Genomic DNA, 26155 nt, shown 5'->3' with positions numbered 1-26155 from the left:
GGGGAGTTGGATGTCACAGGAAGCGTCTGCGGTGAAGGCGGGATGGAGCCGGCGGCACCGATCCGGAATCGGCGAACGCTCGCGGTTATGGAAGCGGGTTAGCCGCCATTACCAGTTGTATTTGCTGCTGCTGCCCTGCATCGCGTTCTTCATTATTTTTTCCTATATCCCGATGGCCGGGCTGGTGCTCGCGTTCAAGGAGTATCAATTCAACAAAGGAATCTTCGGCAGTCCCTGGATTGGTTTTACTTATTTCAAAATGTTTTTCCAGGATCCGCAGAGCCTCCAGTTAATCCGGAATACGCTCATTATTAGCGCAATGAAGGTGTTCCTGGCGATGCCGTTCCCGATTGTGCTCGCGCTGATGTTCAACGAAGTGAAGAACTCGAGGCTGCGCAATCTGTTTCAAGGAATCGCATACTTGCCCCATTTCTTCTCCTGGGTCATTGTTATCGGCATGCTGCAGCGCATTCTGGCGCCGGATACCGGGCTCGTCAATCAGATCATTTCCTGGTTCGGCGGCGATGGCAGCACCTTTTTCCTGATGGAGGAGAAGGCGTTTTATCCGACGATGTTTTGGAGCTATATATGGAAGGATGTCGGCTGGAGCTCGATTATCTATTTTGCGGCCATCGTGGGCATCAGCCCTTCGCTGTATGAAGCGGCCAAGATGGACGGGGCGAACAAGTGGCACCAGATCTGGCATATTACGCTGCCGGGCATCCGGCCGACGATTATCGTGCTGTTCATCTTATCGTTAGGCAATATTTTGTCCGCCGGGTTCGACCAGATCTATCTGCTCAAGACGCCGGGCAATATGAATGTCTCGGAAATTTTGGACACGTACATCATCTACATGGGACTCGAGAGCGGCCAATTCGGCTTCGGCACCGCCATCGGCATGATGCAGGGCGTCGTCGGCTTGATTCTCGTCCTGACCGTGAACCGGGTAGCCAAGAAATGGTTCCAATCATCGTTGTGGTAGGCCGCAGGGATGGAGATCCTGCCCGCAGCCGTTCACATATTCAATGCAGAGGAGAGAAGAAGAACATGACAGTGAATCGAATGCAGCTCTGGTCCAAATTGACGGCATTGACGCTTGTATTTTCCATTCTGTTGACCGCATGCGGCGGCGGGGGAATCGATACGAAAAACAGCCAGGAGGCGGGAACCAATGCGGATAACGCTGCCGCCGGCAAGCCATCGACCTGGATTGCCGATCGCAAAATCAAAGGCCTGATTTTCATGGGCAGCGACGTCACCGAGGCCATGAATCCGGAGATTGCGAAGAAGCTGAAGGAAATGACCGGAATTGAGTTGGAGCTGCAGGCCGTCGGGCATGACGGATCGCAGAAGGCGCTAGCGGCGGGTCTGGCGGCGGGCGATCTGCCGGACTTCATCGGCTATTACCTCAACCATAGCGGACGCCCGGAGATGGAGATGATCAACAAGGCGGCGCGCGAGGAGATGTTCCACGATCTGACCCCGTTTTTGCAAAATACAAATATCTATAAAAAGTATACGGAAGAAGGGTATTTGCCGCTCGATACGCAGTATGGCGTGGTGTTCCGGCCGGAATTCAACGGCGCCGCCTATACGATGCATTTGAACATTCCGCGCGAGGGCGGTTATGAGGTGCGCAAATATGTATCGGGCCCTTACATCCGCAAAGATATTGCCGATGCCCTTGGCGTCGATCCGCGCACGATCACGACTTCGGAGCAGCTCTATGAGCTGGCCAAGAAGATTAAGGACGGTCACTTCAAGGACAAGAACGGCAAAGAAGTGTACCCGATCGGGCCGACGGTATGGGGAGGCATCGATCGCGATGTGTTGTATAACGACCTGGTATGGACGGGATTCAATGGTGAAGGGTTCAATCGGGACAAGAGCGGCAGCATTCGGCATGAGAGCCAGACCGAGTATGGCAAGAAGCGCGTGGAATTCGTCCAGAAGCTCCTCCGCGAGAAGCTGATGCATCCCGAATATTATTCAATGGAAGAAAATCGCGCCAAGGAAGGCGTGCTCAACGATTCGTTCGCCATCATCGGAGATATGCATAATTATGTCATCGAGAACAAGGACAACCGCTACATTCCGCTCGGACCGTTGAATTCGGTCAATGGCCCATATCAGATGAACTTGACCTATAAGGGCGGATATGGCGCTTGGTCGATTCCGAAGACGACGGACAATCCGGAAGATATCGTGAAGCTGGCCGACTTCCTGGCGAGCCGCGAAGGCAAGCTGTTGTGGAAGTACGGCCTGGAAGGACGGGACTATGAGCTCGACGCGAAGGGCAACCCGGTGCCGAAGCAGGAGGTGCTTGATCTGCTCGACAAGGATCCGGTCAAGGCGAAGGAGCTTGGCTTTGCCGGCGTAGGCAATGACTGGGGCTGGTACCTCGGCGGCACGGATTTGAATGACCTGGCCGATTTCGGCGAGGCGAGCTATGGCGAAGCCGCCAAGCCAGACATGAATAAGGGCCCGCTGGAGATGGCTGACTATTGGCACTACGACGAGAAAAAGCAGCAGGCGAATATTAAGGACGGCTATGCGGCGTTGGCGTTCATCGGCGAGTTCAACCAAGGCACGCAGCTGACGATGGCGCTCGATAAATACAAAGAGAGCCTGATCCGCGCCTACTATGCCAAAGACATGACCGAAGCGCAGGCGATTCTCGATAGCGCGGCAGCGCTGCTCAAGACGGCGGGGCTGGAAGATTACATCAAGCTGCTGGAAGAAAAGGACAAGGATTCGAAAACGAAGCTCCTGTTCTAAGCGAACGGAGGAGGAGATGAGAGGGCCTTTCCGCCAGAGCGGAGGGGCTCTCCATCCATGGATAAAGGGGAGGAACGAGGATGAGAAAGACGGCTGCGTTCGGACGGCTACTGACGGGGCTTAATTACGCTCTGCTCCTATTGCTGTGCCTGTCCATTATATTGCCGACCTTGAACGTGCTGGCGCTGGCATTGAACGTGGGGACGGATGCGGCGAAGGGCGGTATCTATTTTTGGCCGCGCCAATTCACGCTCGATAATTTCAAGGAAGTGTTCAGCCAATCCAACATTGTGAACGGCTTCTTCATCTCGGTATTCCGCACGATCGTCGGCACCTTCCTCAGCGTGATGCTGACGGCGATGGCCGCCTACGTGCTCAAGAGCAAGACCCTGCCCGGGCACAAGCAGATTACCTTCTTCGTGTTCTTCACGATGCTGTTCAGCGGCGGACTCATTCCTTACTATATCGTGCTGAAGGAGCTTCATCTGACGAACAGCATCTGGGTGTATATTGTGCCTGCGCTGTACAGCGTCTGGAACATGATGATTATGCGCTCCTTCTTCCAGCAGGTTCCGGAAGGGCTGGAGGAGGCGGCACGGATTGACGGCTGCAGCGATCTCGGGATTTTCTTCCGCATCATTCTGCCGACAAGCAAGCCTGTCATTGCGGCCATTTCACTGTTCAATGCGGTCGGGCATTGGAATGACTGGTTCACGGGCACCTTCTATGTGCGTGATCCGAACTTGAAGCCATTGTCGACGGTGCTGCAGGAGATGCTCACGAAGCAGCAGGCATTGACGGAGACGCTGATGAATACGGCAGGCTCGCTGCAAATGGATATGCTGGACAAGATGCAGGTGACCGGTACGTCTCTGAAGATGGCCACGATTATTATCGTCATTACGCCGATTGTGCTTGTCTATCCTTTTTTGCAAAAATATTTCGCCAAGGGCGTCATGATTGGCTCCATGAAGGAATAGCCGATGGGACGATGCATCGATGACCGATGGACCGATGGGCCGATGGACCGGCGGACCTATGGGTCGGCTGACCGAAGGATCGATGGAACGGCTGACCGATAGGCTCGCGGACTGATAGGCCGATGGTCGAAGGGCGGCGATGCCACCTGGCCGGCAGAAATACATCGCTTCACCCGCTGCAATGCTTATGACAGACAGGAGGCCGGCTGGATGAATATTCGAAATCCATATGCACAAGAAGGGGTATGGCTGCGGGGAAGCTTCCACAACCATACGACGAACAGCGACGGGCATCACCCGTTGGCGACGGTATACCGGATGTATCATGATTATGACTTCCTGGGCATCTCGGATCATGATCAGATTACGCCGCATGCGGTGGACAGTCCCATCCCGACGCTCTTCGAGGCGATCGAGGTGAGCAGCCCGCAGGCGCATATGCTGCTGTTGCAGCCTCCGGAGACGCTGATGGAACACTATTCGAATGAATTTACGATCGAGAATTACGGGCGTCTATCGTCCCTCTGTCTGGAGAATGGCGGCATCTCGGTGCTCGTTCATCCGAACCGGTTTTTCTCCCAATATTGGAAATTCGGCGATATGCTGCGGCTGCCCGAGTACACCGGCATTGAGGTGATTAATGGCGACGGACATCCGCAGTATGACATCGCCTTCGACAAATGGGACGCGCTGCTGTCCTCCGGACGCCAAGTATGGGGCTTCGGCAATGACGACTTCCACGCGTACGGCCAGGAACGGCGGGCGTGGAATATGGTGTATGCCCGCGAGAACAGCCGGGAGGCGGTGCTGAGCGCCATCCGGCAAGGCAGCTTCTATGTCTCGACCGGATACGGCTTCGATTCGATCCGCGTCGAAGGGACAGTCATTGTCGCCGACTTATTGTCCGACGTCCATCTGGACGGCATGTACAAGTACGCGTCGGTTATCGGCAAGGACGGCCGGGTGCTTCACGAGCAGACAGGCCGATTTAAGCAAATCGTGTACGAGTGCACGGGGAACGAGCAGTATGTGCGTCTAGCCGTTTATTTGGAAGGGGGCTTCGGCGCGTTCTCGCAGCCGCTGTTCCTGAGCAAGGGGGAAGGAGCGGAATGAGCATACCGCCGCAATTTCGTCCGGACGGCACGTTCACGATCGTGCAATTCACCGATCTGCATGTTGGAGGCGGCAGGACGGAGCTGGATGCCCGCACCTTGGCCTTGACCGAGCGCATCATCGAGACGGAGCGGCCCGATCTGGCCGTCTACTCCGGAGACATGCTGTACGGGAAGGAGACGGCTGAGCCCGTCGCGACGCTTCGCCGCATTGTCGAGGCCGCGGAACGGAGGGAGGTGCCGTTCGCCGTCATTTTCGGCAATCATGATGCGGAGGGCGGCGCCACCCGCGAGGAGCTGCTGGAGGGCATTGCGTCCTGCCGGATGTCGTTGGCGGAAGCCGGCCCCGCGGATATCCACGGGGTTGGCAACTATGTCATCGCGGTGAAGGCGTCCGCCCAGGCGGGGCCAGCCGCTCTCTTGTATCTATTCGACTCCGGCGATATGGCTCCGGCGTCCGTAGGCGGCTACGCTTGGATCCGCCCGGATCAAGTGAACTGGTACCGCCGGGAGTCGAACCGGTTTCAGCGGCGTCATGGCGCATTGCCCAGCCTGGCCTTCTTCCACATTCCGCTCCCGGAGTTCAGGGAGGCCTGGAAATCCGGGCAGGCCGCGGGCATTCGGCAAGAAGACGAATGCTGCCCCCGCCTGAACAGCGGGCTCTTCGCCGCGATGCTGGAGAGCGGAAATATGATCGGCGCCTTCGCCGGCCATGATCATGATAATGATTATGTAGGCAGCGTGCATGGCATTCGCCTCGGGTATGGGCGAGTAGCCGGGTACGGGGGTTACGGAAGCCTCCAGCGGGGAGCGCGGATTATTCGCCTACTGGAAGGGCGGAGCCACTTCCGGACGTGGATCAGGCTGGATGACGGGAGCAAGGTAAGCCATGAGTCTCGCGAATAGCCGCCCCATCGGCATTCTCTCCTTGACCTGGCCCATCTTCATGGAGTCCTTGTTCGGGATGCTGCTCGGCATGGCCGATACGATGATGCTCAGCAGCCATTCCGACGGCGCCGTGGCGGCCGTGGGCGTCGCCAATCAAATCTTGACGGTGGCCGGCCTCATGTTCGGCTTCGTCACGGTTGGCACAAGCGTCATCCTGAATCAATGGCTTGGCGCGGGCAAGCTGAGGGAGGCGGGGGACATCGGGAGGACGGCGCTCACGGTGAACCTCATCTTCGGCCTCCTGTACAGCGTCATTTTATGCACCTGCGCCGACGCCTTCCTGCTCTTGTTCAAGCTGCCTCCCGAGCTGCTGGCGGAAGGCGGGGCTTACTTGACCATCACCGGCAGCTCGGTCTTCCTTATCGCCCTAAGCATGACGCTCGGAACGATGCTGCGGTGCCGGGGCATGGTGAAGGAGATGATGATCATCTCGTTCGGCGTCAACGTGCTGCATATCGCGGGCAACTATTTTGCGCTGATGGAGCCGTTCGGCCTGCCTTCATTTGGCGTGGAGGGCGTGGCCGTGTCGACCTGGATCAGCCGTGCTGCCGCCATGATCGCGTACTGGGCGATATGCAGCCGGCGGCTAGAACAGCCCGTCCGCTTGATGCATCCGCTGCGCATGCGGCGAGCCGATCTTCGCCTTATTTTCAAGCTGGGCATTCCGTCCGCAGGGGAGCATGTTTCCTATAATTTGTCCCAAGTGGTTATAACGTATTTGGTCGCCATACTGGGGGCGGCGGCATTGACGACCAAAATTTATACGCAGAACATTACGTCCTTCGTCTTTGTCTTTTCGATGGCGATCGGTCAAGGCACGCAAATCATCGTGGGCCATTTCATCGGGGCGGCGCACAAGGAGGAAGCCTATCATTCCGGCATCCGCCATCTGAAGCTTGGGGCCGGCGTGACGCTGGGAGTCTCCCTTCTCCTGTTCGCCGTATCCGGGCCGCTGATCGGACTTTTCACCTCCGATCCGCAGATTATACAGCTCGGCCGGCAGCTGATGCTCTTGTCGGTGCTGCTGGAGCCGGCCCGCGCCTGCAACATGGTGCTTATCAGCTCCTTGAACGCGGCGGGGGACGTCAAATTCCCGGTGCTGATCGGTCTCGTCTCGATGTGGGGAATCAGCGTGCCCTTAGCCTGCTTGTTCGGGATTGTATTCGGCTTGGGGCTGGCGGGAATCTGGCTCGCCTTCGCCATCGATGAGTGGCTGAGGGCGCTCGTCATGCTGCGCAGATGGAGCAAGCGCGGCTGGGAACGGCTAAGCATTATTCCGGGCAATGCGGTGGAGGAGCAAGCCGCGGGGTAAACGGAAGAAGGAGAGAGTCATAGGCGGGCCTATGGCTCTTTTTTGGCGATAAAAAGCAGCGCGGATGACATATTTATCCTCCTTATATGACATTTATCATACTCTCGAGTTGACGTTTATGACTACAAGCGGCGGGTTGTCTTTTCTATACTGAGGATAGGAATCTGCCGCTAATGAAGGGATACGTTCCCCATGCGTTATACTAGGAGGAAAAACATAAGATGAGTATGATTCATTCCAAGCTAGCCCATCTAAAGAAAAGCGTCGCTCCGTATGAAAAAAACGATACGAAGTCCAGCATGCGGCAGCTGGTTAACACTTTGGGGCCTTTACTGCTGCTCTGGTATGCCGCATACGCAAGCCTTTCCGTCTCGTACTGGCTTACGCTTCCCCTTGTCGTAATTACTTCTGGATTTGTTATCCGTACGTTTATTATTTTCCATGACTGCTGTCATCAATCGTTCTTCAAGAGCCGCAGGGCCAATGATATCCTTGGCACCATTACGGGGATTCTGACACTTGTGCCCTACCAGCAGTGGAAGCACAGTCATTCGATCCATCATGCGACGAGCAGCAATCTAGACAAGCGGGGAACCGGGGACATGTGGGTGCTCACCGTAGATGAATATGCCGCGGCTCCGCTCTCGAAGCGAATTGCCTACCGCATCTACCGCAATCCATTCGTTATGCTGGGACTGGGGCCGATTTTTATTTTCCTGATATCATACCGCTTTAACCGCAGAGGGGCGAGACGGAAGGAGCGCTTCAATACTTACGTAATCAATGTGTCCATCGCCGCTCTGTATGCGCTTCTGTGCTGGGCTATTGGCTGGCAGGCGTTTGTGCTCGTTCAGGGGCCGGTTTTTTACCTATCTGGCATGCTCGGCATCTGGTTGTTCTATGTTCAGCATCAATTCGAGGATTCTTACTTCGAGCACGAGGACGAGTGGAGCTATGTGAAGGCTGCCGTGGAGGGAAGCTCTTATTATAAATTGCCCAAGGTGTTGCAGTGGATAACCGGAAATATCGGGTTCCATCATGTCCATCATTTGAGTCCCAAGGTGCCCAACTATTATCTGGAGAAGGCACATGAGGCAACCCCTCCGCTCCAAATGGCGACGACGATTACGCTCGGGACCAGCCTGAAGTCGCTGCGGTTCCGGCTGTGGGATGAACAGAACAAAACGTTCGTTGGGTTCAAGGATGTGAAGCATGTGCTGGGCAAGCCCAACCGCGCGGCCGATCGCATTCCAAGGAGCACCCAAAGCATCCAGGGAAAATGACCGTTCAGCGGCGTTTGTGTTACTATACAATTACATCGATCATCAGGGAGGACGGCCATGCAGAAGTGGTATCAAATTTTTTACAAAAGCACGGGTCTTAGTCCGTATGTATGGGTCGTCTTTTACATCCTCCCGTTTTATTTTATATTTCGTTCCTCCTCGACATACGAAGTCGTCATTGGCATCGCCATGATTTTGATGTTTTTCGTCTGCTACGTGCTTTCTTTTGTTGTGAAAGGTTGGCAAGTGTACTTTTGGACTTCTTTGCAAATATTGATTTCCATTACGATGACTTTGCTGTTCGGCTATGTCTATTTCGCCCTGTTCTTGGCGTTTTTTATTGGCAATATTCAACACCGGATCGGATTTATTACGCTATACTCGATTCATCTCGTCAGTACGATCGCAACGCTCAACTTCGGATTCGTCACGAAAAATCCGGTATTGATCTCCCAGCTTCCGTTCGTGCTTATCAGTCTCATCGGTGTAATTCTCCTTCCCGTCACCACGTATAACCGCAATAAACGGGAGAAGCTGGAGGGGCAATTGGAGGATGCGAATAAGCGGATCTCCGAGCTGGTCAAGCTGGAAGAACGCCAACGGATTGCGCGCGACCTCCACGACACGCTTGGGCAGAAGCTGTCGCTAATCGGTTTGAAGAGCGATTTGGCCAATAAATTAATAAGCAAGAACCCTGCTCAAGCCCAACTCGAACTCAAGGATGTCCGGCAAACGGCCAGAAGCGCCTTGAAGGAAGTGCGGGAAATGGTTACTCAAATGCGGGGGACGAGGTTAGAGGATGAGCTGTTTCGGATCAAGCAGATTTTGAAGGCGGCCGAGATCGAGTTCACCCTGGAAGCCGAACAGAAGCTAACCAACACCTCCCTGTTGAACGAAAATGTGCTCAGTATGTGCCTGAAGGAAGCAGTGACCAACATCGTTAAGCACAGCCATGCTTCCGCCTGTTCAATCATCATGGAGCCCATGGATACCGAGCTGCGCGTGAAGGTGAAGGATAATGGAATCGGCATCGCGGCGGATTCAGCCGTGTTACGGGGCAACGGGCTGCGGGGCATGAAGGAGCGGCTTGAGTTCGTAAATGGAAGTATGGACATCGTGCCTGATCATGGGACAACGGTCATCATTACAGTGCCGAACGTATGCAAGCAGTCAGAATAGGAGGCGGGGTTATGATTCGAATCGTAATCGCAGAGGACCAGCGGATGCTGCTGGGCGCACTCGCGTCCCTGCTTGATCTGGAAGAGGATATGAGTGTCGTCGGGCGGGCCTCTAACGGGGAGGAAGCTGTGCAATTAGTTCATCAGCATAAGCCGGATATTTGCATCATGGACATTGAAATGCCAGGGAAGAGCGGCTTGGATGCGGCCGAAGAGATAAAGGGCTGGGGATGCAAGGTCATCATTTTGACCACATTCGCCAGAGCCGGATATTTCGAACGGGCGGTGAAGGCGGGGGCGCACGGTTATTTGTTGAAGGACAGTCCCAGTGAAGAGCTGGCGGACTCGATTCGCATCATTATGGCCGGGCGGCGCATCTATGCCTCGGAGCTGGTGGACGAGGCGTATGGCGAAGAGAATCCATTGACCGAGCGGGAAAAAGAAGTGCTGGTGCTTATCGCTGACGGTAAAAATACGAAGCAAATCGCCGAACAGTTATTTATTACGACGGGGACCGTCCGTAACTACATCTCCGTTATTCTGGATAAACTCAATGTGAGCAACCGAATTGAAGCGATTACGCGCTTCAAGGAGAAGGGCTGGTTCAAGTAAGGGATTCATATGGAGAACAATTCCACTTTACATCCGGCTCAAATGATGGTATAGTAACTGTTGTTGTCCTCTTGTTGAGGAATTCAATGTGCGGTAGTGGTGGAATGGCAGACACGCTATCTTGAGGGGGTAGTGGGCGTACGCCCGTGGAGGTTCGAGTCCTCTCTACCGCACCATAACAGAGCTAATGAGGAAGCCTTGGTGATAAGGCTTTTTTTGTGTTTTGGGAACTATTTTTTGGATGAATAATTGCAGCTTCTTGTACAGAACATAGCATTAACGATAATCAGGACCAGGACATAGTATCGTCTCAAGTGTGAAAAAACGGGGCTTGGTGTCCTAACTCTGGCAAATGCTCACCCGCAGATGGACGGCCACGCCGGCCATCGCCGCCCGCTGCGGCGTCCCAAGCGCATGATGCCCTCTATGAGGCTAATCATTCGGTCCAAGAGTGATGAGCGACAAGAGGCGAAGTCGATTGCTCTTCAGCAGGAGAAGGGAGAAGCTCTTCATGTTGCTCTGGAGTCCGATACCGGGAAGAAGAACTATGTAGTGCTTATGAAGTGATTATGAGGTGGTTGCGAAATGACCATGAACTCCCCATGTAGGAGCATAAGTGATCCTCAAGTGATCCTCAAGTGATCCTGTTGGTGGATCACAAGGTGTTCGTATAGAAGTGGATGCTCAGACCGGAAAAGTGCTGAAGGTTGGGCAGGAAGATTGAACCGCATCGCAAGCAAGAAGGGCTGTTCTCCGGATGGAGAGCGGCTTTTTTAGTTGGCGCGTAAGCGGGGGCGAGTAGCCTGTGCGATGGACGAGGGTGAGGAGAGTCAGCGTTATGGGAGGAATAAAGAGGAATAGGGAGGGATGAAGAGAAATAGGGAGAGGTTAAGAGGAAGCAGGAGAACTGAGGAAGGGCTGAATGTGGAAGGATACGGAAGGATGTGGAAGGGTGCCAAGGAGTGAGGAGTGATACGGAGGAATGCGGAAGGGTGCGGAGGAATGAAGAGGATGCTACGGAATGAGGGGGGGAGGGGCCGGAATGAGAATCCGGCAATTTCTTCGCCCCGCAACGACTACTGTGAGCCAAGGAGTAAATCCTGCAAATTTACAGTATTTATTCACCCAAATAGGGGATTTCGTAAGAATTGATGCAAAAATACATCTTTTTGGGAATGTAAACCGGATATGTGCCGTAATAGGGTGAAATTGATGCGTTTTTGCAGGAATTACGCTGGTTGGCACGATTGTGGAATAATTGATGCTGTTTTGCAGGAATTTTGCTTTCTCACACGATTGCGGAATAATTTGTATTGCATGAAAGTCGCTCCTCAACTGAATTGTGGAACAATAACGCCATTTTTGCAGGCTTTGCGCTTCGCCTTTGCCCCACTCGCATGCCATTCGCCTTATGCACATGACCCCCGCCCACGCGCATGACAGCTCGCCCCACGCGCATGGCGCCCGCCCATGCGGATGCCCTTGCCCCACGCGCATGACCCCCGCCCCCGCGCATGTCCCCGCCCACGCGGATGCCCCCGCCCACGCGCATGACAGCTCGCCCCACGCGCATGGCGCCCGCCCATGTGGATGCCCTCGCCCTACGCGCAAGCCATTCGCGCATGACGCCCTCCCTAACGCGCAGGTGCATAATCAAGAACCATCTCCCCGAGGTTCCCTTTACATGCAGCGCATTTCTCTTGCATACTCTCGAATTCACAGAATTATGCTCCTTTGAATAAGGACAGGATTTGAGTAAGGACAGGAGTTAGGAGAATCCGAACTGTTCCGATCGGCTGCCCGCTGGACAGCGATGGCACAATGACCATCCTGGCGCTCCTGCGGCGCCTTCCGTGCTTGTTGTGCATTGACCGGGCTCGGGAGCTATGCTACTTTAATAAAGCGATACTGATAATCATTATCATACATTAACATACAGCCGAGGTGCTTGACTATTGAACGACAGAGGTGCTTGACTACTGAGAACCACAATGGAGGTGCTTGAATATTGATAACGACAATGATGGACTCCGAACAGATTTGCCGCGGCTTGGAGCAATTTTGGTTCAAGCTGCGCGGCGTTGATATTGCGCGCTTCGGGCGTATGGAGCCGCAGCTGCTGAATACGCATGTCCTCGTCCTGTCCAAGCATGGCGAAGGGCGCTTGGCCATTGATTATGCCGAATATCGGCTGGGCGAGGGAGCCGTTCATGTGGCCGCGCCCGGACAGACGATAGGGTTGGCGGCGGAAGAAGGACAGGAGGCGGAAGCGTATGTGATTCGCTTCGATATCCAATCCGATGGGGGGCTGGAGGCGGAATTTCCACTGCGCGGGGAGGTGCCTGTACACCGGGAAGCGCCGACCGTCGTGCTCTCTGAAATATTGTATGACAAGAGCCGCTCTGAGCTGAGGACGGAACGGCTTCTCGCTCAAGCGGCCTTCCACGAGCTGTTGTGCGGGGTGGCAGCTAATATTCGCCTGCTGCCGGACGATCCGCGGGCGGCATTGGAGCGGACGAAGGCGTACATCGATAATCATTTCCACGAGAATCTGACAATTGGAAAGCTGGCGCGGATGGCCGACATCAGTCCGAAATACTATGTCGATCTTTTCAAAAAAACATACGCTCAAAGCACGATCGACTATATCACGGAAGTGAGAATGCGCCATGCGAAGCGCATGATGCTGCAGGCGGATGCCCGGCTGCGGGATATTGCCCAGCAAGTCGGATACAGCGATGAATTTTATTTCAGCCGCAAGTTCAAGCAGCAGATCGGCGTCGCTCCGACCGTCTATATGAAAAAGCGGCGGCGCAAAATCGTCGCTTATACGCCGGGGATTGCCGGCCATATGCTTGCACTTGGGCAAATTCCGTATGCCGCGCCGCTTCATCCGAAATGGACGGCTCATTATTATGAAAAATACCGCTTTGATATCCCGCATCATCTGAGCGCCTATCGCTACAATAAGGATTGGAAAACCAATATCGAAGCGTTATATGCCGCCAAGCCGGAGCTCGTCATTTGCGACTCGGAATATTTGCAGCCGGAGGAGAAGAGCTGTCTGGAAAGCGCAGCCGAGGTAAAGTATATATCCGGCCGGGATCACAACTGGCGGGAGCAATTCCGATTGACGGCCCGCTACATCGGCGCAGAGCCGGAGGCGGAAATCTGGTTGTCCGCTTACGAACAGAAAGCGGCTGCCGCAAGGGAGCGTCTGCAGAAGCTGCTGTTCGGCGAGGCGTTTTTCATTATGTGCATCCACAAAGATTGCTGCTATCCTTGCACCTGCCGCGGAATGAACGAGGTGCTGTACGATGAGCTGCAGTTGAACAGAGCGCCGTATCCGGCAGGGCATCTCGGAAGACAGGAGATGAGCTTGGAAGAACTGGCGCGTCTGGAGCCTGATCGGATCTTGCTGAATGTATGCCAGGAGCCGGAGTCGCTGCAAGCGTGGCAATCTGTCCAGGCTTCCCGATTATGGTCCGATATGAAGGCTGTGCGCCGCAATCATGTCTATCCCATTTCTTCCGATCCGTGGCGTGAATACTCGGCCTATGCTTGCGAGCGGATGATCGACGACCTAATGAAGCAGCTTGCGTGCGAGCTTCGCATGGAAGAATAGCCTGTTCTGGATTTTGTCCAAGTGAATTCCGGAGATTATCCATGTTCGCTTGGGGATGAGCAAGTATATAATTTTCATTGAGAATCGTTATCATTTTATTGATAATAATTCTCATATATTATTCATTGAGAAGGAGCAGGAACATGAATAAAAAAATAGGGGTTCTACTATTATCTTTAGCTATGATGTTCAGTATCGCGGCATGCGGATCGAAGGATGAGCCGGCTGCATCGGCTCCGCAGCAGCAGGAGACGAAGACGGAGAGCGCTCCGGCTGCAAATACAGACAATACGGCCAGCGAGACAAGAACGATTACATATCTTGGACAGGAGTATACCGTCCCTGTGCAACCGGCCAAGCTGGTCATTACCGGCTCGGTGGAATCGCTGGAAGACGCGCTCGTGCTGGATGTTCACCCGGCAGGGGCGATGACGACCGGCGGCGAGTTCGCGCCGTTGTTCGCCAAGATTACGGACCAAGCGGAAGGGATCGGTGAGAAAGCCCAACCGAATCTGGAAGCGATTTTGAAGCTGAAGCCGGACGTGATTCTGGCAAGCACCAAGTTCCCGGCGGAGGCGATTGAGAAGCTGAGCAAGATTGCCGTCACCATCCCGGTCTCGCATATCGCGACCGACTGGCAGGATAATCTGAATCTGCTGGCCGAGCTGTCCGGCAAGCAGGAGCAGGCGAAGCAGGCATTGCAGAACTACAATGACGAGGTCCAAGCCTTGAAAGAGCAAATCGGCCCCGTTCTGAAGGACAAAAACGTGCTGATTCTCCGGCTGCGCGCAGGCAGTTTGTTCATTTATCCGGAAGATGTGTTCTTCAATCCTTCCGTCTATGCCGATCTGGGAGCCTCCGTTCCGGAGGAAGTGAAGAAGGCGGAGGCGCAGCAGATGGTTACAATCGAGCAGTTGTCTCAGATGAATCCGGACTATCTGTTCGTTCAGTTCGCGGAAGCGGAGAACAAAGATAATCCGAAGGCGTTGGAGGAGCTGCAGAAAAATCCGATATGGGGCAGCATCAATGCCGTGAAGAACGACAATCTGTTCGTCAATCTGGTCGACCCGACCGCTCAGGGAGGCACGGCTTACAGCAAAATTGCCTTCCTGGAAGCTCTAAAAAACAGCAAGCTTGTTCAAGCCAAGTGAGCCGATTCCTATGCGGCTAAAGTCATATGCAACAGCGATCATCCTGTGGGGCTCGCCTCTGCTTGCCGTGCTGCTCATTCTAATATCGGTTCAATACGGAGCCAAAAACATCGATACCGGTACGATTTATGAAGCGGTGTTTCACTTTGATCCGGGAAATGTGAATCATCAAATCATTATGCACTCCCGGTTCCCGCGGGTGATTGGGGCTTTGCTCATCGGCGCATTCCTTGCTATATCGGGCGCGCTGATGCAGGGGATGACAAGAAATGATCTTGCATCCCCTTCTATTATGGGGGTGCTGGACGGCTCCGTGTTTGCTGTGACGGTATGCATGATTTGGCTGCCAGGCTCCTCGTCGCTCGAATTGATCGTGTTTTCTTTTATCGGCTCGGCGCTCAGCATCGTTCTCGTATTCGGCATGGCGTCGCTGCTGCCTGGGGGGCTGTCTCCAGTGAGATTGGCCATTTTGGGCACGATTATCGGTACGTTTCTAAGCAGTATTTCGGCAGCGATGGCATCCTATTTTCAGATCTCGCAAAATATCAGCTTCTGGTACAACGCCCGGCTTCATCAGCTGGATCCGGAGCTGATCAAGATGGCGATCCCGTTCGCGGTTGTCGGAATCGCGTTGGCTGTCGGACTGTCCCGATCGATATCGGTCCTGTCTCTAGGCGAAGAGGTAGCGGTTGGACTTGGACAAAAAACGGCGTGGATCAAATTCGGCGCCACCTTCAGCGTCGTCCTGCTGACCGGGATCTCGGCCGCGATCGCTGGAAAAATCGGGTTCGTCGGTCTCATTATTCCGCATATCGTCCGGATGCTCGTCGGGCTCGACTATAAATGGATCATCCCGTGCTCGGGGGTGCTCGGCGCCCTGTTCCTTGCGCTCTGCGACTTGCTCAGCCGATACGTGAATTATCCGTTCGAGATGCCGATTGGCGTCATCACCTCGCTGCTTGGCGTTCCGTTCTTCCTCTATCTCGTGCGGACGAGAGGAGGCGCGAAGCATGAATAACATTTCGGGCGCCCGCTTTGCGGCCGTGCTGCTTGCCGGAGCCGCCCTGATTTTGATCGTCACCTATGTCAGCTTGACCAACGGCATATTTGATATGAGCGTGAAGGATGTTATCGATACATTGCTGCGCATTCAGCCGCAAGACGACTATGATCTCGTTATTTTCGAGTTCCGCCTGCCGCGGATCGTCATTGCCATTCTAGTCGGGATGGGACTTGGCATCGCCGGTGCGGTCATTCAGAGCATTACGCGCAACGGACTGGCGGATCCGGGCATTCTCGGGATCAATGCGGGAGCCGGCGCGGCGATGGTTATTTTTATGTTCTTTTTCCAAGGTCAGATCAAGGGGACCGGGCTGCTGTCGATTATGGCGATGCCGCTGTTCGGCTTGCTGGGCGGACTTCTTGCGGCTGCCCTCATCTACCTGTTCGCCTGGAAGGATGGCAGGCTGGAGCCGCAGCGGCTGCTGCTTACGGGGATTGCCGCCGGATCGGGCCTAAGCGCGGTATCGCTATTTTTGACGCTGAAGATGAACCCGAATGATTTCGAAATGGCCGCGGTATGGAGCTCCGGCAGCATTTACAATGCGAACTGGAAATACATCGTTTCCATTATTCCTTGGCTTGTGCTGTTGCTTCCGGCCATTATTCGCAAGTCATACATTATGGATATTTTTCAATTGCGGGAGGAAAGTGTCATTAGCGTGGGCGTCTCCTCAGAAAAAGAGAAGGCCGTGCTCTTATTGTGCAGTATCGGCATCGTAAGCGCCTGCGTATCGGTATCCGGTGGCATCGGATTTATCGGGCTGATGGCCCCGCATATCGCAAGGCGGCTCGTCGGAACCGCGCATCGCCGCATACTCCCGGTATGCGGAATCGTCGGCGCGCTGCTGGTGCTCGTATCTGACTACATCGGACGCACCGTGTTCGCCCCGGCGGAATTGCCGGCAGGCATCGTAACGGCTATCATCGGCGTTCCCTATTTCATGATTCTGCTGTACCGGGGAAGAAAAAAGCGAGGCTAGACAGTTATTTAGGACGAGATAGGAGTGGACATGAATGTCTAATAGCCATATGGCTCCGCTTGAACCGCTGCTCCCGGATCAAGCGGGCCGTGAAGTCACCGTGCCGCGTTCAGAGCAATGGGATATCTGTTCCCAAGGCAGCGGCCGGCCGTACCGGATTTTTGTGGCCGTGCCGGTCGAAGCGGCGCCGCCTGCCGGCCATCCGGTCATCTACGTGCTGGACGCGAATTCGACGTTCGGCACGTTAGTCGAGACGGTTCGCGCCCAGTCCCGCGCCAGAGTGAAGACGGGCGTCGATCCGGCCGTCGTCGTCGGCATCGGCTATCCGACCGATGCCCCGTTCGATCCGGCGCGGTTCTATGATTTTACGCTGCCGGTTCCGGCCGAAGAGCTGCCGCCTCATCCGCGCGGAGACACGTGGCCGGAAATGGGCGGGGCCGAAGCATTCAGCCGCTTCATTGAAGAAGAGCTGAAGCCGGCCATCGAGCGTAAGTTACCCATCGATCGGAGCAGACAGGCGATTATCGGCCATTCGCTGGGCGGCCTGTGCGTGCTGCAGATGCTGTTCACCCGCCCCGAGGCGTTCCGGACCTATATCGCGGGCAGCCCGTCCATTCATTGGAACAGGCCGTTCATCCGCGAAGCAGGAGCGCGTTTCCTGGCTCGCATGCAGCAGGAACATGCCGATATTCACGTCATGATTGCGGTAGGAGAACGGGAACAAGGCCATTCCAGCCGCATGACTGAGAATGCGAGAGAACTGGCCGAAAGGCTGGCTGCCGTCTCGCCGTCCGGGGTGCGGACCGCGTTCTATGAGTTCGCGGGCGAAGGCCATATCTCACTGCTTCCTGTCTTGATGAGCCATGCGGCCCGCTATGCGTTAACGAGCCCGAGCAAGTCGGACTGAATGATGGGCGGGAGGGCCGAGCGGGTTCGCTACCTGAGTGAAGGCCGGCCCTATCCGCGGACGCAACGAAGCCCCCTATGCCGTCTTCGGCTTTGGGGGCTTGCTGCTGTGAGGTCCTGCGGCCGCTTAAGGGCTCCACCGCTTCGCAATAGTTCGGCTTCTCTCCTTGCGCCTAGTATCGTTTATACATTCCTACGGAGTGGGGGTAAGTGTAATGGAAGCCGAACTGCGCATACAATTGATCGGCGGGCAGATCCGCAATTAAGCTGACATACGATTGCTTGGGCGCGTTCTCGTCCAGGTAACGGGAAATCTCCGTCATAATCGTTTTCCCCCACCCTTGTCCCTGATGGGAAGGCATCACGCAAATATCGACCACTTCAAAAAAGCAGCCTCCATCTCCAATGATTCTGCCAATGCCAATCAGCTTGCCATCCTGCCTCAGCGCTACGGTGAAGAGGGAATTCCGCAGGCCGACGGCGGCTCCCTCCAAGCTTTTGGGACTCAGCCCGGCCGCTTTTCGAATGGCAACATACTCTTCCGGGCTGGGAGCCTCATGCAAAATAAGTACATTGGAATTCATAGATACCCTCCATTTCCCCTGAGCTGCGGGCGGAATTGTGCTGTCATTCAGGGATAATGCAACTCCATATCATTATAGAACAGGCTCAGATTTTTCAAAATACGTACTGAAATATCACCCTTACTCATACAGCGCGTCCTTCAGCTTCGTGGACATGCCTGAACGGCTGCGGGCCGCAGCCAGCGCAGACTTGCGGAGCCGTTCGTTCTCGCGCGTCAATGTCTCCATCCGGTGCAGCATCTCATCGAGCAATTGGCCAGCTTCTTCGCTTACTCCGCCTTCCAGAGCTTTTATTCTCTCCGCGAACGCTTGAATGGATGTTTCCTTACTCATTGAATTTGCCTTCTTTCTTCTGCTTCTATGGCTTCATAGTTGCTCTTCCATTTCACTCTTATTCTATTATAGAACAGATGGATACAAGCCAAAAGAAGGATATAAAAAAGTTGGCCGTATTCATCTTCTGTTTGTGATACAATGATGGTTGCCAATTTAATCGCAGAAGGGATCCTATCACCATGAATATACTAGACGAGAGCCGATTCCACCGATGCTGTACTGCATCACTTTCCACTATCGCAGCGGCGAAGGCGGCAAAACGATGACGACCCGAACCGTCCAAGATGCCATGCATATGCGCCAGTCGCAAATCCGCCGCATGTATCTGTACATGTTTATGATATTTACGCCGGGAGCGGTATTTTCTTCGTTCTTTCCGCTCTTTTACCGCGATATCGGATACACCGACGCGATGTATGGGATGCAGAACGCGATTATGCCGATTATCGGCGTGGTTGGCAACTATCTGTTCGGGTATGTGAGCGACAAATTCGCGCGGATGAAGCCGTTGATTTTAGGGCTGATCCTCGCTTTGATAGCCGTACTTTACTTTGTCTTTCACGTCACGGATCCTTGGACCGTGATGGGTTTGATTTTCCTGTTCCAATTTCTGTGGGTGCCTATGATGACCTTGACGGACGGGATGGCGATGCTGGCTTCCCGGAGACTTGGAGACTCCTATGCGGTCATTCGCGGCTTCGGCGCGGCCGGGTTCGCGGTGTCCGCGCTTATTATTGGCTGGCTGCTCGGCCGTCTGCCGGGGCATGCTGCCATGGGATGGATTATGATGGCTCTGCTGGCCGCAACCGGAGGCGTGCTGCTGATGATCCGCGATCCCCGTCGTCCGGGGGCGGACGACCGGGAAGGAACTGTAGAGCATGGAACGCCCTCGCGTACGGAAGCGGCGAACATGTCCCAATTTTGGAAATACGTGTTCACCCGGCGCTTCCTTTTGTTCATCGCGGTGCTCATTACGTACAACATGACCTTAATATTTAATGATCAATATTTCAGCTTCCTCATTCGGGAGTTGAACGGGACGTCCTTCCATATCGGACTTGGCTGGATGCTCCCGGCAGCAACGGAAGTCATTATTTTTCTGTATTTAGGCCGTGCGGGCCGACAGTTCCGTCCGTTGACGATGCTGGCCTGGTCTGCCGTCATTCTCGGCATTCGGGCGCTCGTCATCTACGTTACCGATTGGCTGCCTCTGATTCTGTTCATGCAGGCGGTTCAGGGAATCGGCATTGCGCTGTTCTTCGTCTATCTTGCCGAGTACATGATGGACCTGATACCGGATCAGTTCCGGGCCAGCGGGCAGGCGGTGATGCAGGTGGCGCTCAGTATTGGCGCGACGATGACAGGCAGCATTATCGGGGCGTATATTTACAGCCAGTGGGGCAATAAAGCGCTCTTCCTCGTAATGGGGGCGGTGTTGGCGATCGCGGCAGGCGGCTTCGCCGCGGCAGATCGGCTGGAACGGCGGAGGGAGCGGACAGAAGCAGCTTCTATCTAACAACCTGACAAACATAATAGCGGAAGTCTGGGCATTTAGCCTGGGCTTCCGTTTTTTTTGCATCACCAAGATTTGTGTTTGGAAAGGTACCTTGCAATATACAGTAGCGTATGTTACGATGTACTCAACTAAAGTTGTACTCTTATTTGATGGATCCCATATTACGTTGAGGGGAGGTTGGCTGGGGCGTGAATACGCAATTCAAGAAAGGCGTGCTGGAATTGTGCGTCCTCGTTCTCACCTATGAGAAGGATCGTTACGGCTATGAACTGGTGAACCGGATTTCAGAGAAATTCCAGGTTGCGGAAGGCACGATGTATCCGTTGCTGCGCCGATTGACCCAGGAAGGGCATTGCTCGACTTATTTGAAGGAATCATCGGAAGGTCCGCCCCGCAAGTACTATAAGCTCACCGATTCGGGAGAGGCGTATATGCGGGATATGGTGAAGGAGTGGACTCTGTTCTCGCAAGGCGTAGACGATATAATTAAGGAGGTTATGAATGTTGAGTGATCGTAAACAGCAGTTTTTGATACGGCTGGAGCAATTGTTGGGAGCGGTTCAAGAATCGGAGCGGCGGGAGATTATGTCCGATTTCGAGTCTCATTTTCAGGAGGCTTACGAGGCGGGAAGATCCGAGGAAGAGATCTTCCGTTCGCTGGGAAGCGAACAGGCGATTGCCCGCGAGATACTGGCCCAGTATGGATTGGAGCTTCCGAGCGTCCAGGAGCCCCCTGCAGCGGAAAAGGAAGCCGAACCGCATGCCGCTTCGGATCGCAGTGCTTTAGCGCATAGCACCTTCACAGCACCGCTCGGATCCAGAATGGATTCTCCACTCCGGCTTATCCGGCTGGAGACGGATGTTGTCGATGTGCATCTCGATACTCATGACGGCGAAGACATATTTTATCATTTTGACTCATTCGATGCCGGCCAATTCGATGTGCGGGAAGCGAGAGAAGGCGATGTCTATCGTCTGACCGTCCAGCTTCGGCGCAGCGGGATGAAGCGGTTTTTCTCTTCGGTAAGCGGCGATCTTCAGGTTCGAATCCCTGCCTCGTTCGGGGGCGCGGTGGAGTTGGCATGCGGATCCGGCGATGCAGAGGTACGGCAGATTCGGGCAGAGCGCTTTGAAGCGGATCTGAAATCGGGCGATCTCACGATTCGTGACAGCACATGCGGACATATAACAGCACGGATGAAATCGGGTGATGCCGAACTGCATGATTGCACATGCGTCAAGGCCGACCTGCATACGCTGTCGGGCGATGTGCGGATATTTAATCTGCAGGCGGACGAGTTCGCGTTGAGGGCGGTGTCCGGGGATATTGAACTGGATCGGTTGGCGGCGCAAGCGTTGCGTGCCGAGGTGCTGTCCGGCGATATGCATATCGTGGAAGGGCAGGGCGCTACCTGGACATTTACGGCGGCCTCCGGCGATTTGGAGCTGGCATCCATCGATGCCGACGTTCACATTGACGTGGCTTCCGGCAGCATCTCGGCGAGGAACGTATGCGGTTCATTGACCGTTATGGCCAAGAGCGGGGAAGTCGAATGCGAGCTCGCTTCCGGGACTCGTCAAGCCGCGCTCGAGAATAAGTCAGGGAACGTCCGGCTTCTCGTCCCATCCGAACTGCAGGAGCTGGAGCTGGAGGCGTCCACCGTGCTTGGATCGGTATCGGTCCGTCTTCCTCAATTCCCGGATGGACAAGCCCAGACAAGCCGGTTCCGCGGACAGCTCGGGGAGAACGGCCCTAAAGTTCAATTGGCGACGAAGGTAGGATCGATTTCCGTAGCGTCGATATGAATCAGCAGAAGGAGGACGAGGAGAAGTGGACTATTTCAGTTCGTACAAGCATTGTGAACAGTTACAGTTGGAAGCGGCACGGGAGGCAGAGCAGAGCCGTTTGTGGCGAACCTTTATGGCGGGAAGATTGACAGCCGAGGAAGTAAGGGAGAGAGCGCTTCATGTTCTGAATGAGCTGCTGAGTTCGGAGCGGGACGACGTAAGGCTGCGCGCGGCCGAGATAATTATGAGCGGCAGCCGCCAGCGCCGATGGTTCGCGTTAAGATAATAATATCATATCCTATAAGGCCGGTACTTCCCTCGCGGGACAGGACACCGGCCTTTCTTTCTATGCCAGCGTAGTGACCAGCAGATACAGATTCAACACGGCGATGATCGTTCCGGCAATCCAGGCGAGGGCCTGCATCCAGTGCGGACTGGCGAAGTGGCCCATCTTGCGCTGGTCTCCGGTAAAGCGAATTAACGGAAAGACGGCGAACGACAATTGCAGCGACAAGATGACTTGGCTGAGAATGAGCAGCTCGCCCGTGCTCTTTTCCCCATAGATGGCGATGACCGCTACCGCGGGAATAATCGCGATCAGCCGGGTAATGAGACGCCGAACCCATGGCTTCAAGCGAATGTTCAAGAAGCCCTCCATCACGATCTGGCCGGCCAGCGTGCCCGTCAAGGTCGAATTCTGGCCGGATGCGAGCAGAGCGACGGCGAACAGGATGCTGGCCATCCCCGTGCCCAGGAGCGGCGCAAGCATTTGATACGCATCTTCGATCTCCGCGATCTCGGTATGACCGGTCCGGTAGAACGTCGAAGCGGCCAGCATGAGAATTGCGGCGTTGACGAACATAGCCAGCATCAAGGCGATCGTCGAATCGAGCGTGGCGAAGCGGATCGCCTGCTTCTTGCCTGCAAGCGAGTCTTCAAAGTTGCGCGTTTGCACGATCGAGGAATGCAGGTACAAGTTATGCGGCATGACGGTAGCTCCCAATATGCCAAGGGCAAGATAGAGCATCTCCGGATTCCGGATAATCTCCGGGCTTGGAATGAAGCCTTGCGCGACCTCGCGAATATCCGGCCGGGACAGGAACAACTCGACGCCGAAGCACGCCATAATAATAAGAAATAACGTGACGACGATGGATTCGATGTAGCGAAAGCCTTTATGCTGGAGCAGCAATACGATAAATATATCGAGAGAGGTAATGATGACCCCGATCAACAGCGGCAGGCCGAACAGCAGCTTAAGCGCGATCGCGGAGCCGATAATTTCGGCCAGATCACAGGCGGCGATGGCCAGCTCGCATAATATCCACAGGGCGAAATTCACCGGCTTGCTGTAATGATCATGGCAAGCTTGCGCCAAATCCCGTCCGGTCGCGATGCCGAGCCGCGCGGACAACGATTGCAGCAGCACTGCCATCAGATTGGAGATCAGCACGACGGAGAGCAGCGTATAATTGAAGCGGGAGCCTCCCGCAATATCAGTCGCCCAGTTGCCAGGGTCCATATAACCGACGGCAACCATATACCCGGGCCCGACAAACGCTAAAAATTTGCGGAACCGGGATCCTTTGGCCGGCACGGGCATCGATTTATAGGATTCGGCCAGCGTTGGCTCATTTCGCTCATGGCGCCATCCGCTGCCGGAGGATTTCGTTCTCTTGCCCATCTCAACTCCCCCTTCCTTAATGACACCACTCTATATGGCGAGGCCGCGCGGCTTCCTGTTTTCCCTTCATATTTATGTGATATTATTACCCTGACAGGCGGCATGTATCAGAGACAGCTCGTTTCTTGCGCGGCAGGGATTCACTTTTCGCCAAAAGAGTATTATAATAAAAATTGAAGTATTGCCTCTCTTCAAAAAAAATGACCCCAGTGAAAACTAATCTCATTCTCAATACCATGCTGTTCCCTGACAGGGAACAGCATGTCGCATTTTAAGGGGAATAACAACGATAGTCATTATCAATGAAGAGGGTGTGTGAAGAATGAATAAGAAGCAATCATTCACAGAATGGATGGATAAATACGGCGAGGCGCTGGCGGCGGCCGGAAGCGCCTGCTTTATCGCGCTGGCGTTCATCGCCGGCTATGCCTCGGAGACGCTAGCGATTGTGTTCTATGCGCTCTCCTATGTAATGGGAGGGTGGCTGAAGCTCAAGGATGGGCTGGTTACGCTCATTCGGGATAAGGATCTGGATGTCAACCTGTTAATGATAGCCGCAGCCTTGGGCGCTGCCAGCATCGGGTATTGGTCGGAAGGCGCAGTTCTCATCTTCATCTTCGCTTTGAGCGGGGCGCTGGAGACATTCACAATGAATCGGAGCTCGCGCGACATTTCCGCCTTGATGGATTTGAAGCCGGAGCAGGCCATCGTCCTAAGGGACGGGCAGGAAGTTATTGTTCCGGTAGAACAGCTGCAAGTCGGCGAGACGGTCCTGGTCAAGCCAGGGGAGCGCATTCCGGCTGACGGGCTCGTGCAGGAAGGAACGTCGGCGGTCGATCAAGCTTCGATTACCGGGGAGAGCGTGCCGGTTGACAAAGGCCCTGGCGATGAATTATTCGCAGGCACGGTGAACGGCCAAGGAGCGCTTTATATAGAAGTCACTCAATCCAGCGAATCGTCGCTCTTCTCCAAAATTATTCGGCTTGTCCAGGAAGCGCAGAGCGAGATGCCGAAATCGCAGCGCTTCATTGAGAAGTTCGAGCGGATATATGCGCGGGTTATTATTCTGGTCACTCTGCTGCTGATCTCCATCCCGCCGATCCTTCTTGGAGAGACGTGGGAGGCTGCGTTCTACCGGTCAATGGTGTTCCTGGTCGTCGCCTCTCCTTGCGCGCTTGTCGCGTCCATTATGCCGGCTACCTTGTCGGCGATATCGAACAGCGCCCGCAAAGGATTGTTGTTCAAGGGCGGCGCTTATCTCGATCATATCTCGAGGGTGCAGGTGATCGCGTTCGACAAGACCGGAACGTTGACGCAAGGCCGATTGACGGTAACCGACCTGGAACCGCACGGCGAACTGCAGGCCTCGGATCTGCTTCAGGCGGCAGCCGCGCTGGAGTCGCTGTCGACCCACCCAATTGCCAAAGCAATCGTGCTGGAAGCGGAGCGCGAGCGGGCATCCGGCAGCGAATCCGCTTGGGCCCGGCCGACAGATTTCCAAGCCCGGTCGGGACTTGGAATCGAGGCAGAGATGGAAGGCGTGCGCTGGCGCATTGGCAAGCCGTCCTTCATTGTGAACGAGACGGATGCGGAGGTTCTTGCTCGGATGGCCGAGCTTCAGAATGAAGGCAAGACCGTTATTGCGGTTGAGCGGGACGGCGCCGTCGTCGGCTTGATCGCACTCCAGGATCGGATTCGTCCGGAGACGCCGGCCATTGTCCGGCGTTTGAAGGAGAACGGTATTCAGGTGGCAATGCTTACGGGGGACCAGGAGTTGACGGCCCATGCGATTGCGGCGGAAGCCGGAATCGACCTTGTATATGCCGAATTAATGCCGGAGGACAAATTAACGATCGTCAAAAAGCTGAAGTCGGAGTATGGAGCGGTAGCGATGGTAGGGGACGGCGTCAACGATGCGCCCGCGCTTGCCGCGGCCAATGTCGGTATTGCGATGGGAGCCGCCGGCAGCGATGCGGCGCTGGAGACCGCAGATTTGGTGCTGATGAATGATGATCTGAGCAATATCGAGCATGCCATTTCGCTTGGCAGACGCACTCAGACTATCGTGAAGCAGAATATTATTTTTGCCGGTGCCGTGATCGTAGGCCTTATCTCCGCCAACTTCTTGTTCGGCATACCGCTTCCTCTAGGCGTCGTCGGGCATGAAGGCAGCACAATTCTCGTCATTCTGAACGGATTGCGTCTGCTTCGATCGTAAGAGCTATCCGCCGTTATCTGGTTCGTAGGTATATTATGAAATGAATTATTTCATATAGCATACAGATAATAAGCCGAAGAGCCGGAGCTGCGCAAGCAG

At 54.8% G+C, this 26155-nt stretch carries 23 protein-coding genes and 1 tRNA gene; 21 read left to right on the top strand and 3 right to left on the bottom strand.

Annotated elements, in window-relative coordinates; all coding sequences use genetic code 11:
- Nucleotides 1-10 precede the first annotated feature (10 nt).
- The 16 genes from FLT43_RS11635 to FLT43_RS11565 all read left to right on the top strand — a co-directional run bounded on the left by FLT43_RS11635 (nucleotide 11) and on the right by FLT43_RS11565 (nucleotide 17931).
- Nucleotides 11-985, top strand: coding sequence for an ABC transporter permease (locus FLT43_RS11635; protein ID WP_087444753.1), 975 nt, complete (start codon nucleotides 11-13; stop codon nucleotides 983-985).
- 65 nt (nucleotides 986-1050) lie between these two features.
- A complete protein-coding gene (locus FLT43_RS11630; RefSeq protein ID WP_087444754.1) occupies nucleotides 1051-2781 on the top strand; it encodes an extracellular solute-binding protein in 1731 nt (576 codons plus the stop codon).
- Nucleotides 2782-2861: 80 nt separating this feature from the next.
- Nucleotides 2862-3761, top strand: coding sequence for a carbohydrate ABC transporter permease (locus FLT43_RS11625; RefSeq protein ID WP_087444755.1), 900 nt, complete (start codon nucleotides 2862-2864; stop codon nucleotides 3759-3761).
- Nucleotides 3762-3971: 210 nt separating this feature from the next.
- Nucleotides 3972-4874, top strand: coding sequence for a CehA/McbA family metallohydrolase (locus tag FLT43_RS11620; protein WP_087444756.1), 903 nt, complete (start codon nucleotides 3972-3974; stop codon nucleotides 4872-4874).
- Nucleotides 4871-5779: a metallophosphoesterase family protein gene (locus FLT43_RS11615; RefSeq protein WP_087444757.1), complete on the top strand. Its 909-nt coding sequence runs from the start codon at nucleotides 4871-4873 to the stop codon at nucleotides 5777-5779. The genes FLT43_RS11620 and FLT43_RS11615 overlap by 4 nt, the downstream gene beginning before the upstream one ends.
- Entirely contained in the window at nucleotides 5763-7133 is a 1371-nt protein-coding gene (locus FLT43_RS11610) for an MATE family efflux transporter (protein WP_087444758.1), read from the top strand. Before FLT43_RS11615 ends, FLT43_RS11610 begins: the two co-directional genes overlap by 17 nt.
- 227 nt (nucleotides 7134-7360) lie before the next feature.
- Complete coding sequence (gene desA, locus FLT43_RS11605; protein WP_087445398.1) at nucleotides 7361-8416, top strand: Delta(5) desaturase DesA; 1056 nt, start codon at nucleotides 7361-7363, stop codon at nucleotides 8414-8416.
- A gap of 57 nt (nucleotides 8417-8473) precedes the next feature.
- Entirely contained in the window at nucleotides 8474-9595 is a 1122-nt protein-coding gene (locus FLT43_RS11600; protein WP_087444759.1) for a sensor histidine kinase, read from the top strand.
- Between the two features lie 11 nt (nucleotides 9596-9606).
- Nucleotides 9607-10206 (top strand): response regulator transcription factor, encoded by a 600-nt coding sequence (locus FLT43_RS11595; protein ID WP_087444760.1) that lies wholly within the window; start codon nucleotides 9607-9609, stop codon nucleotides 10204-10206.
- A gap of 90 nt (nucleotides 10207-10296) precedes the next feature.
- Nucleotides 10297-10382: transfer RNA gene (locus FLT43_RS11590), tRNA-Leu, on the top strand.
- Between the two features lie 250 nt (nucleotides 10383-10632).
- The gene (locus FLT43_RS29700) at nucleotides 10633-10773 is read left to right on the top strand and encodes a hypothetical protein (RefSeq protein WP_167386831.1); all 141 of its coding nucleotides are present in this window, start codon (nucleotides 10633-10635) and stop codon (nucleotides 10771-10773) included.
- A 1441-nt stretch (nucleotides 10774-12214) separates the two neighbouring features.
- A complete protein-coding gene (locus FLT43_RS11585) occupies nucleotides 12215-13831 on the top strand; it encodes an AraC family transcriptional regulator (protein ID WP_244194369.1) in 1617 nt (538 codons plus the stop codon).
- A gap of 143 nt (nucleotides 13832-13974) precedes the next feature.
- Nucleotides 13975-14982 (top strand): ABC transporter substrate-binding protein, encoded by a 1008-nt coding sequence (locus FLT43_RS11580; RefSeq protein ID WP_164776155.1) that lies wholly within the window; start codon nucleotides 13975-13977, stop codon nucleotides 14980-14982.
- A 10-nt stretch (nucleotides 14983-14992) separates the two neighbouring features.
- Complete coding sequence (locus tag FLT43_RS11575) at nucleotides 14993-16000, top strand: FecCD family ABC transporter permease (RefSeq protein ID WP_087444765.1); 1008 nt, start codon at nucleotides 14993-14995, stop codon at nucleotides 15998-16000.
- Complete coding sequence (locus FLT43_RS11570) at nucleotides 15993-17024, top strand: FecCD family ABC transporter permease (protein ID WP_087444766.1); 1032 nt, start codon at nucleotides 15993-15995, stop codon at nucleotides 17022-17024. Before FLT43_RS11575 ends, FLT43_RS11570 begins: the two co-directional genes overlap by 8 nt.
- Nucleotides 17025-17058: 34 nt before the next feature.
- Nucleotides 17059-17931 carry an alpha/beta hydrolase gene (locus FLT43_RS11565; RefSeq protein ID WP_087444767.1) on the top strand — a complete coding sequence of 291 codons (873 nt, stop codon included), beginning with the start codon at nucleotides 17059-17061 and terminating at the stop codon, nucleotides 17929-17931.
- 172 nt (nucleotides 17932-18103) lie between these two features.
- Here the strand turns inward: FLT43_RS11565 and FLT43_RS11560 are convergent, their stop codons facing one another.
- Together FLT43_RS11560 and FLT43_RS11555 are read right to left on the bottom strand one after the other, a co-directional pair.
- Nucleotides 18104-18514, bottom strand: a complete 411-nt coding sequence (locus tag FLT43_RS11560; protein WP_087444768.1) for a GNAT family N-acetyltransferase — start codon at nucleotides 18512-18514, stop codon at nucleotides 18104-18106.
- A 120-nt stretch (nucleotides 18515-18634) separates the two neighbouring features.
- Entirely contained in the window at nucleotides 18635-18847 is a 213-nt protein-coding gene (locus FLT43_RS11555) for a Ni2+-binding GTPase (RefSeq protein WP_087444769.1), read from the bottom strand.
- Nucleotides 18848-19112: 265 nt separating this feature from the next.
- Here FLT43_RS11555 and FLT43_RS11550 point away from each other — a divergent pair, with 265 nt between their 5' ends.
- The 4 genes from FLT43_RS11550 to FLT43_RS11535 all read left to right on the top strand — a co-directional run bounded on the left by FLT43_RS11550 (nucleotide 19113) and on the right by FLT43_RS11535 (nucleotide 22440).
- Nucleotides 19113-20366 carry an MFS transporter gene (locus tag FLT43_RS11550; protein WP_244194370.1) on the top strand — a complete coding sequence of 418 codons (1254 nt, stop codon included), beginning with the start codon at nucleotides 19113-19115 and terminating at the stop codon, nucleotides 20364-20366.
- Nucleotides 20367-20554: 188 nt separating this feature from the next.
- On the top strand, nucleotides 20555-20878 hold the full coding sequence (locus FLT43_RS11545) for a PadR family transcriptional regulator (RefSeq protein ID WP_087444771.1): 324 nt from the start codon (nucleotides 20555-20557) through the stop codon (nucleotides 20876-20878).
- On the top strand, nucleotides 20868-22172 hold the full coding sequence (locus FLT43_RS11540) for a DUF4097 family beta strand repeat-containing protein (protein WP_087444772.1): 1305 nt from the start codon (nucleotides 20868-20870) through the stop codon (nucleotides 22170-22172). The genes FLT43_RS11545 and FLT43_RS11540 overlap by 11 nt, the downstream gene beginning before the upstream one ends.
- 25 nt (nucleotides 22173-22197) lie before the next feature.
- Nucleotides 22198-22440, top strand: a complete 243-nt coding sequence (locus FLT43_RS11535; protein WP_087444773.1) for a hypothetical protein — start codon at nucleotides 22198-22200, stop codon at nucleotides 22438-22440.
- Between the two features lie 60 nt (nucleotides 22441-22500).
- On the opposite strand, the gene FLT43_RS11530 is transcribed toward FLT43_RS11535, so the two are convergent.
- Complete coding sequence (locus FLT43_RS11530) at nucleotides 22501-23838, bottom strand: Nramp family divalent metal transporter (protein WP_087444774.1); 1338 nt, start codon at nucleotides 23836-23838, stop codon at nucleotides 22501-22503.
- Nucleotides 23839-24160: 322 nt separating this feature from the next.
- Here FLT43_RS11530 and FLT43_RS11525 point away from each other — a divergent pair, with 322 nt between their 5' ends.
- The gene (locus FLT43_RS11525) at nucleotides 24161-26056 is read left to right on the top strand and encodes a heavy metal translocating P-type ATPase (protein WP_087444775.1); all 1896 of its coding nucleotides are present in this window, start codon (nucleotides 24161-24163) and stop codon (nucleotides 26054-26056) included.
- Nucleotides 26057-26155: the final 99 nt, after the last annotated feature.

The sequence above is a fragment of the Paenibacillus thiaminolyticus genome (genome assembly GCF_007066085.1).
Lineage (GTDB): Bacteria > Bacillota > Bacilli > Paenibacillales > Paenibacillaceae > Paenibacillus_B > Paenibacillus_B thiaminolyticus.
Note: the sequence above shows the minus strand (reverse complement) of the source record. Positions and strands in the feature narration are given on the sequence as shown.

Coding starts and splice junctions, on each gene's coding strand:
- FLT43_RS11555 (WP_087444769.1), bottom strand. CDS start 18,847: ATGAGTAAGGAAACATCCATTCAAGCGTTCGCGGAGAGAATAAAAGCT.
- FLT43_RS11580 (WP_164776155.1), top strand. CDS start 13,975: ATGAATAAAAAAATAGGGGTTCTACTATTATCTTTAGCTATGATGTTC.
- FLT43_RS11615 (WP_087444757.1), top strand. CDS start 4,871: ATGAGCATACCGCCGCAATTTCGTCCGGACGGCACGTTCACGATCGTG.
- FLT43_RS11560 (WP_087444768.1), bottom strand. CDS start 18,514: ATGAATTCCAATGTACTTATTTTGCATGAGGCTCCCAGCCCGGAAGAG.
- FLT43_RS11565 (WP_087444767.1), top strand. CDS start 17,059: ATGTCTAATAGCCATATGGCTCCGCTTGAACCGCTGCTCCCGGATCAA.
- FLT43_RS11525 (WP_087444775.1), top strand. CDS start 24,161: ATGAATAAGAAGCAATCATTCACAGAATGGATGGATAAATACGGCGAG.
- FLT43_RS11610 (WP_087444758.1), top strand. CDS start 5,763: ATGAGTCTCGCGAATAGCCGCCCCATCGGCATTCTCTCCTTGACCTGG.
- FLT43_RS11625 (WP_087444755.1), top strand. CDS start 2,862: ATGAGAAAGACGGCTGCGTTCGGACGGCTACTGACGGGGCTTAATTAC.
- FLT43_RS11570 (WP_087444766.1), top strand. CDS start 15,993: ATGAATAACATTTCGGGCGCCCGCTTTGCGGCCGTGCTGCTTGCCGGA.
- FLT43_RS11620 (WP_087444756.1), top strand. CDS start 3,972: ATGAATATTCGAAATCCATATGCACAAGAAGGGGTATGGCTGCGGGGA.
- FLT43_RS11600 (WP_087444759.1), top strand. CDS start 8,474: ATGCAGAAGTGGTATCAAATTTTTTACAAAAGCACGGGTCTTAGTCCG.
- FLT43_RS29700 (WP_167386831.1), top strand. CDS start 10,633: ATGAGGCTAATCATTCGGTCCAAGAGTGATGAGCGACAAGAGGCGAAG.
- FLT43_RS11635 (WP_087444753.1), top strand. CDS start 11: ATGTCACAGGAAGCGTCTGCGGTGAAGGCGGGATGGAGCCGGCGGCAC.
- FLT43_RS11540 (WP_087444772.1), top strand. CDS start 20,868: ATGTTGAGTGATCGTAAACAGCAGTTTTTGATACGGCTGGAGCAATTG.
- FLT43_RS11595 (WP_087444760.1), top strand. CDS start 9,607: ATGATTCGAATCGTAATCGCAGAGGACCAGCGGATGCTGCTGGGCGCA.
- FLT43_RS11550 (WP_244194370.1), top strand. CDS start 19,113: ATGACGACCCGAACCGTCCAAGATGCCATGCATATGCGCCAGTCGCAA.
- desA (WP_087445398.1), top strand. CDS start 7,361: ATGATTCATTCCAAGCTAGCCCATCTAAAGAAAAGCGTCGCTCCGTAT.
- FLT43_RS11575 (WP_087444765.1), top strand. CDS start 14,993: ATGCGGCTAAAGTCATATGCAACAGCGATCATCCTGTGGGGCTCGCCT.
- FLT43_RS11630 (WP_087444754.1), top strand. CDS start 1,051: ATGACAGTGAATCGAATGCAGCTCTGGTCCAAATTGACGGCATTGACG.
- FLT43_RS11530 (WP_087444774.1), bottom strand. CDS start 23,838: ATGGGCAAGAGAACGAAATCCTCCGGCAGCGGATGGCGCCATGAGCGA.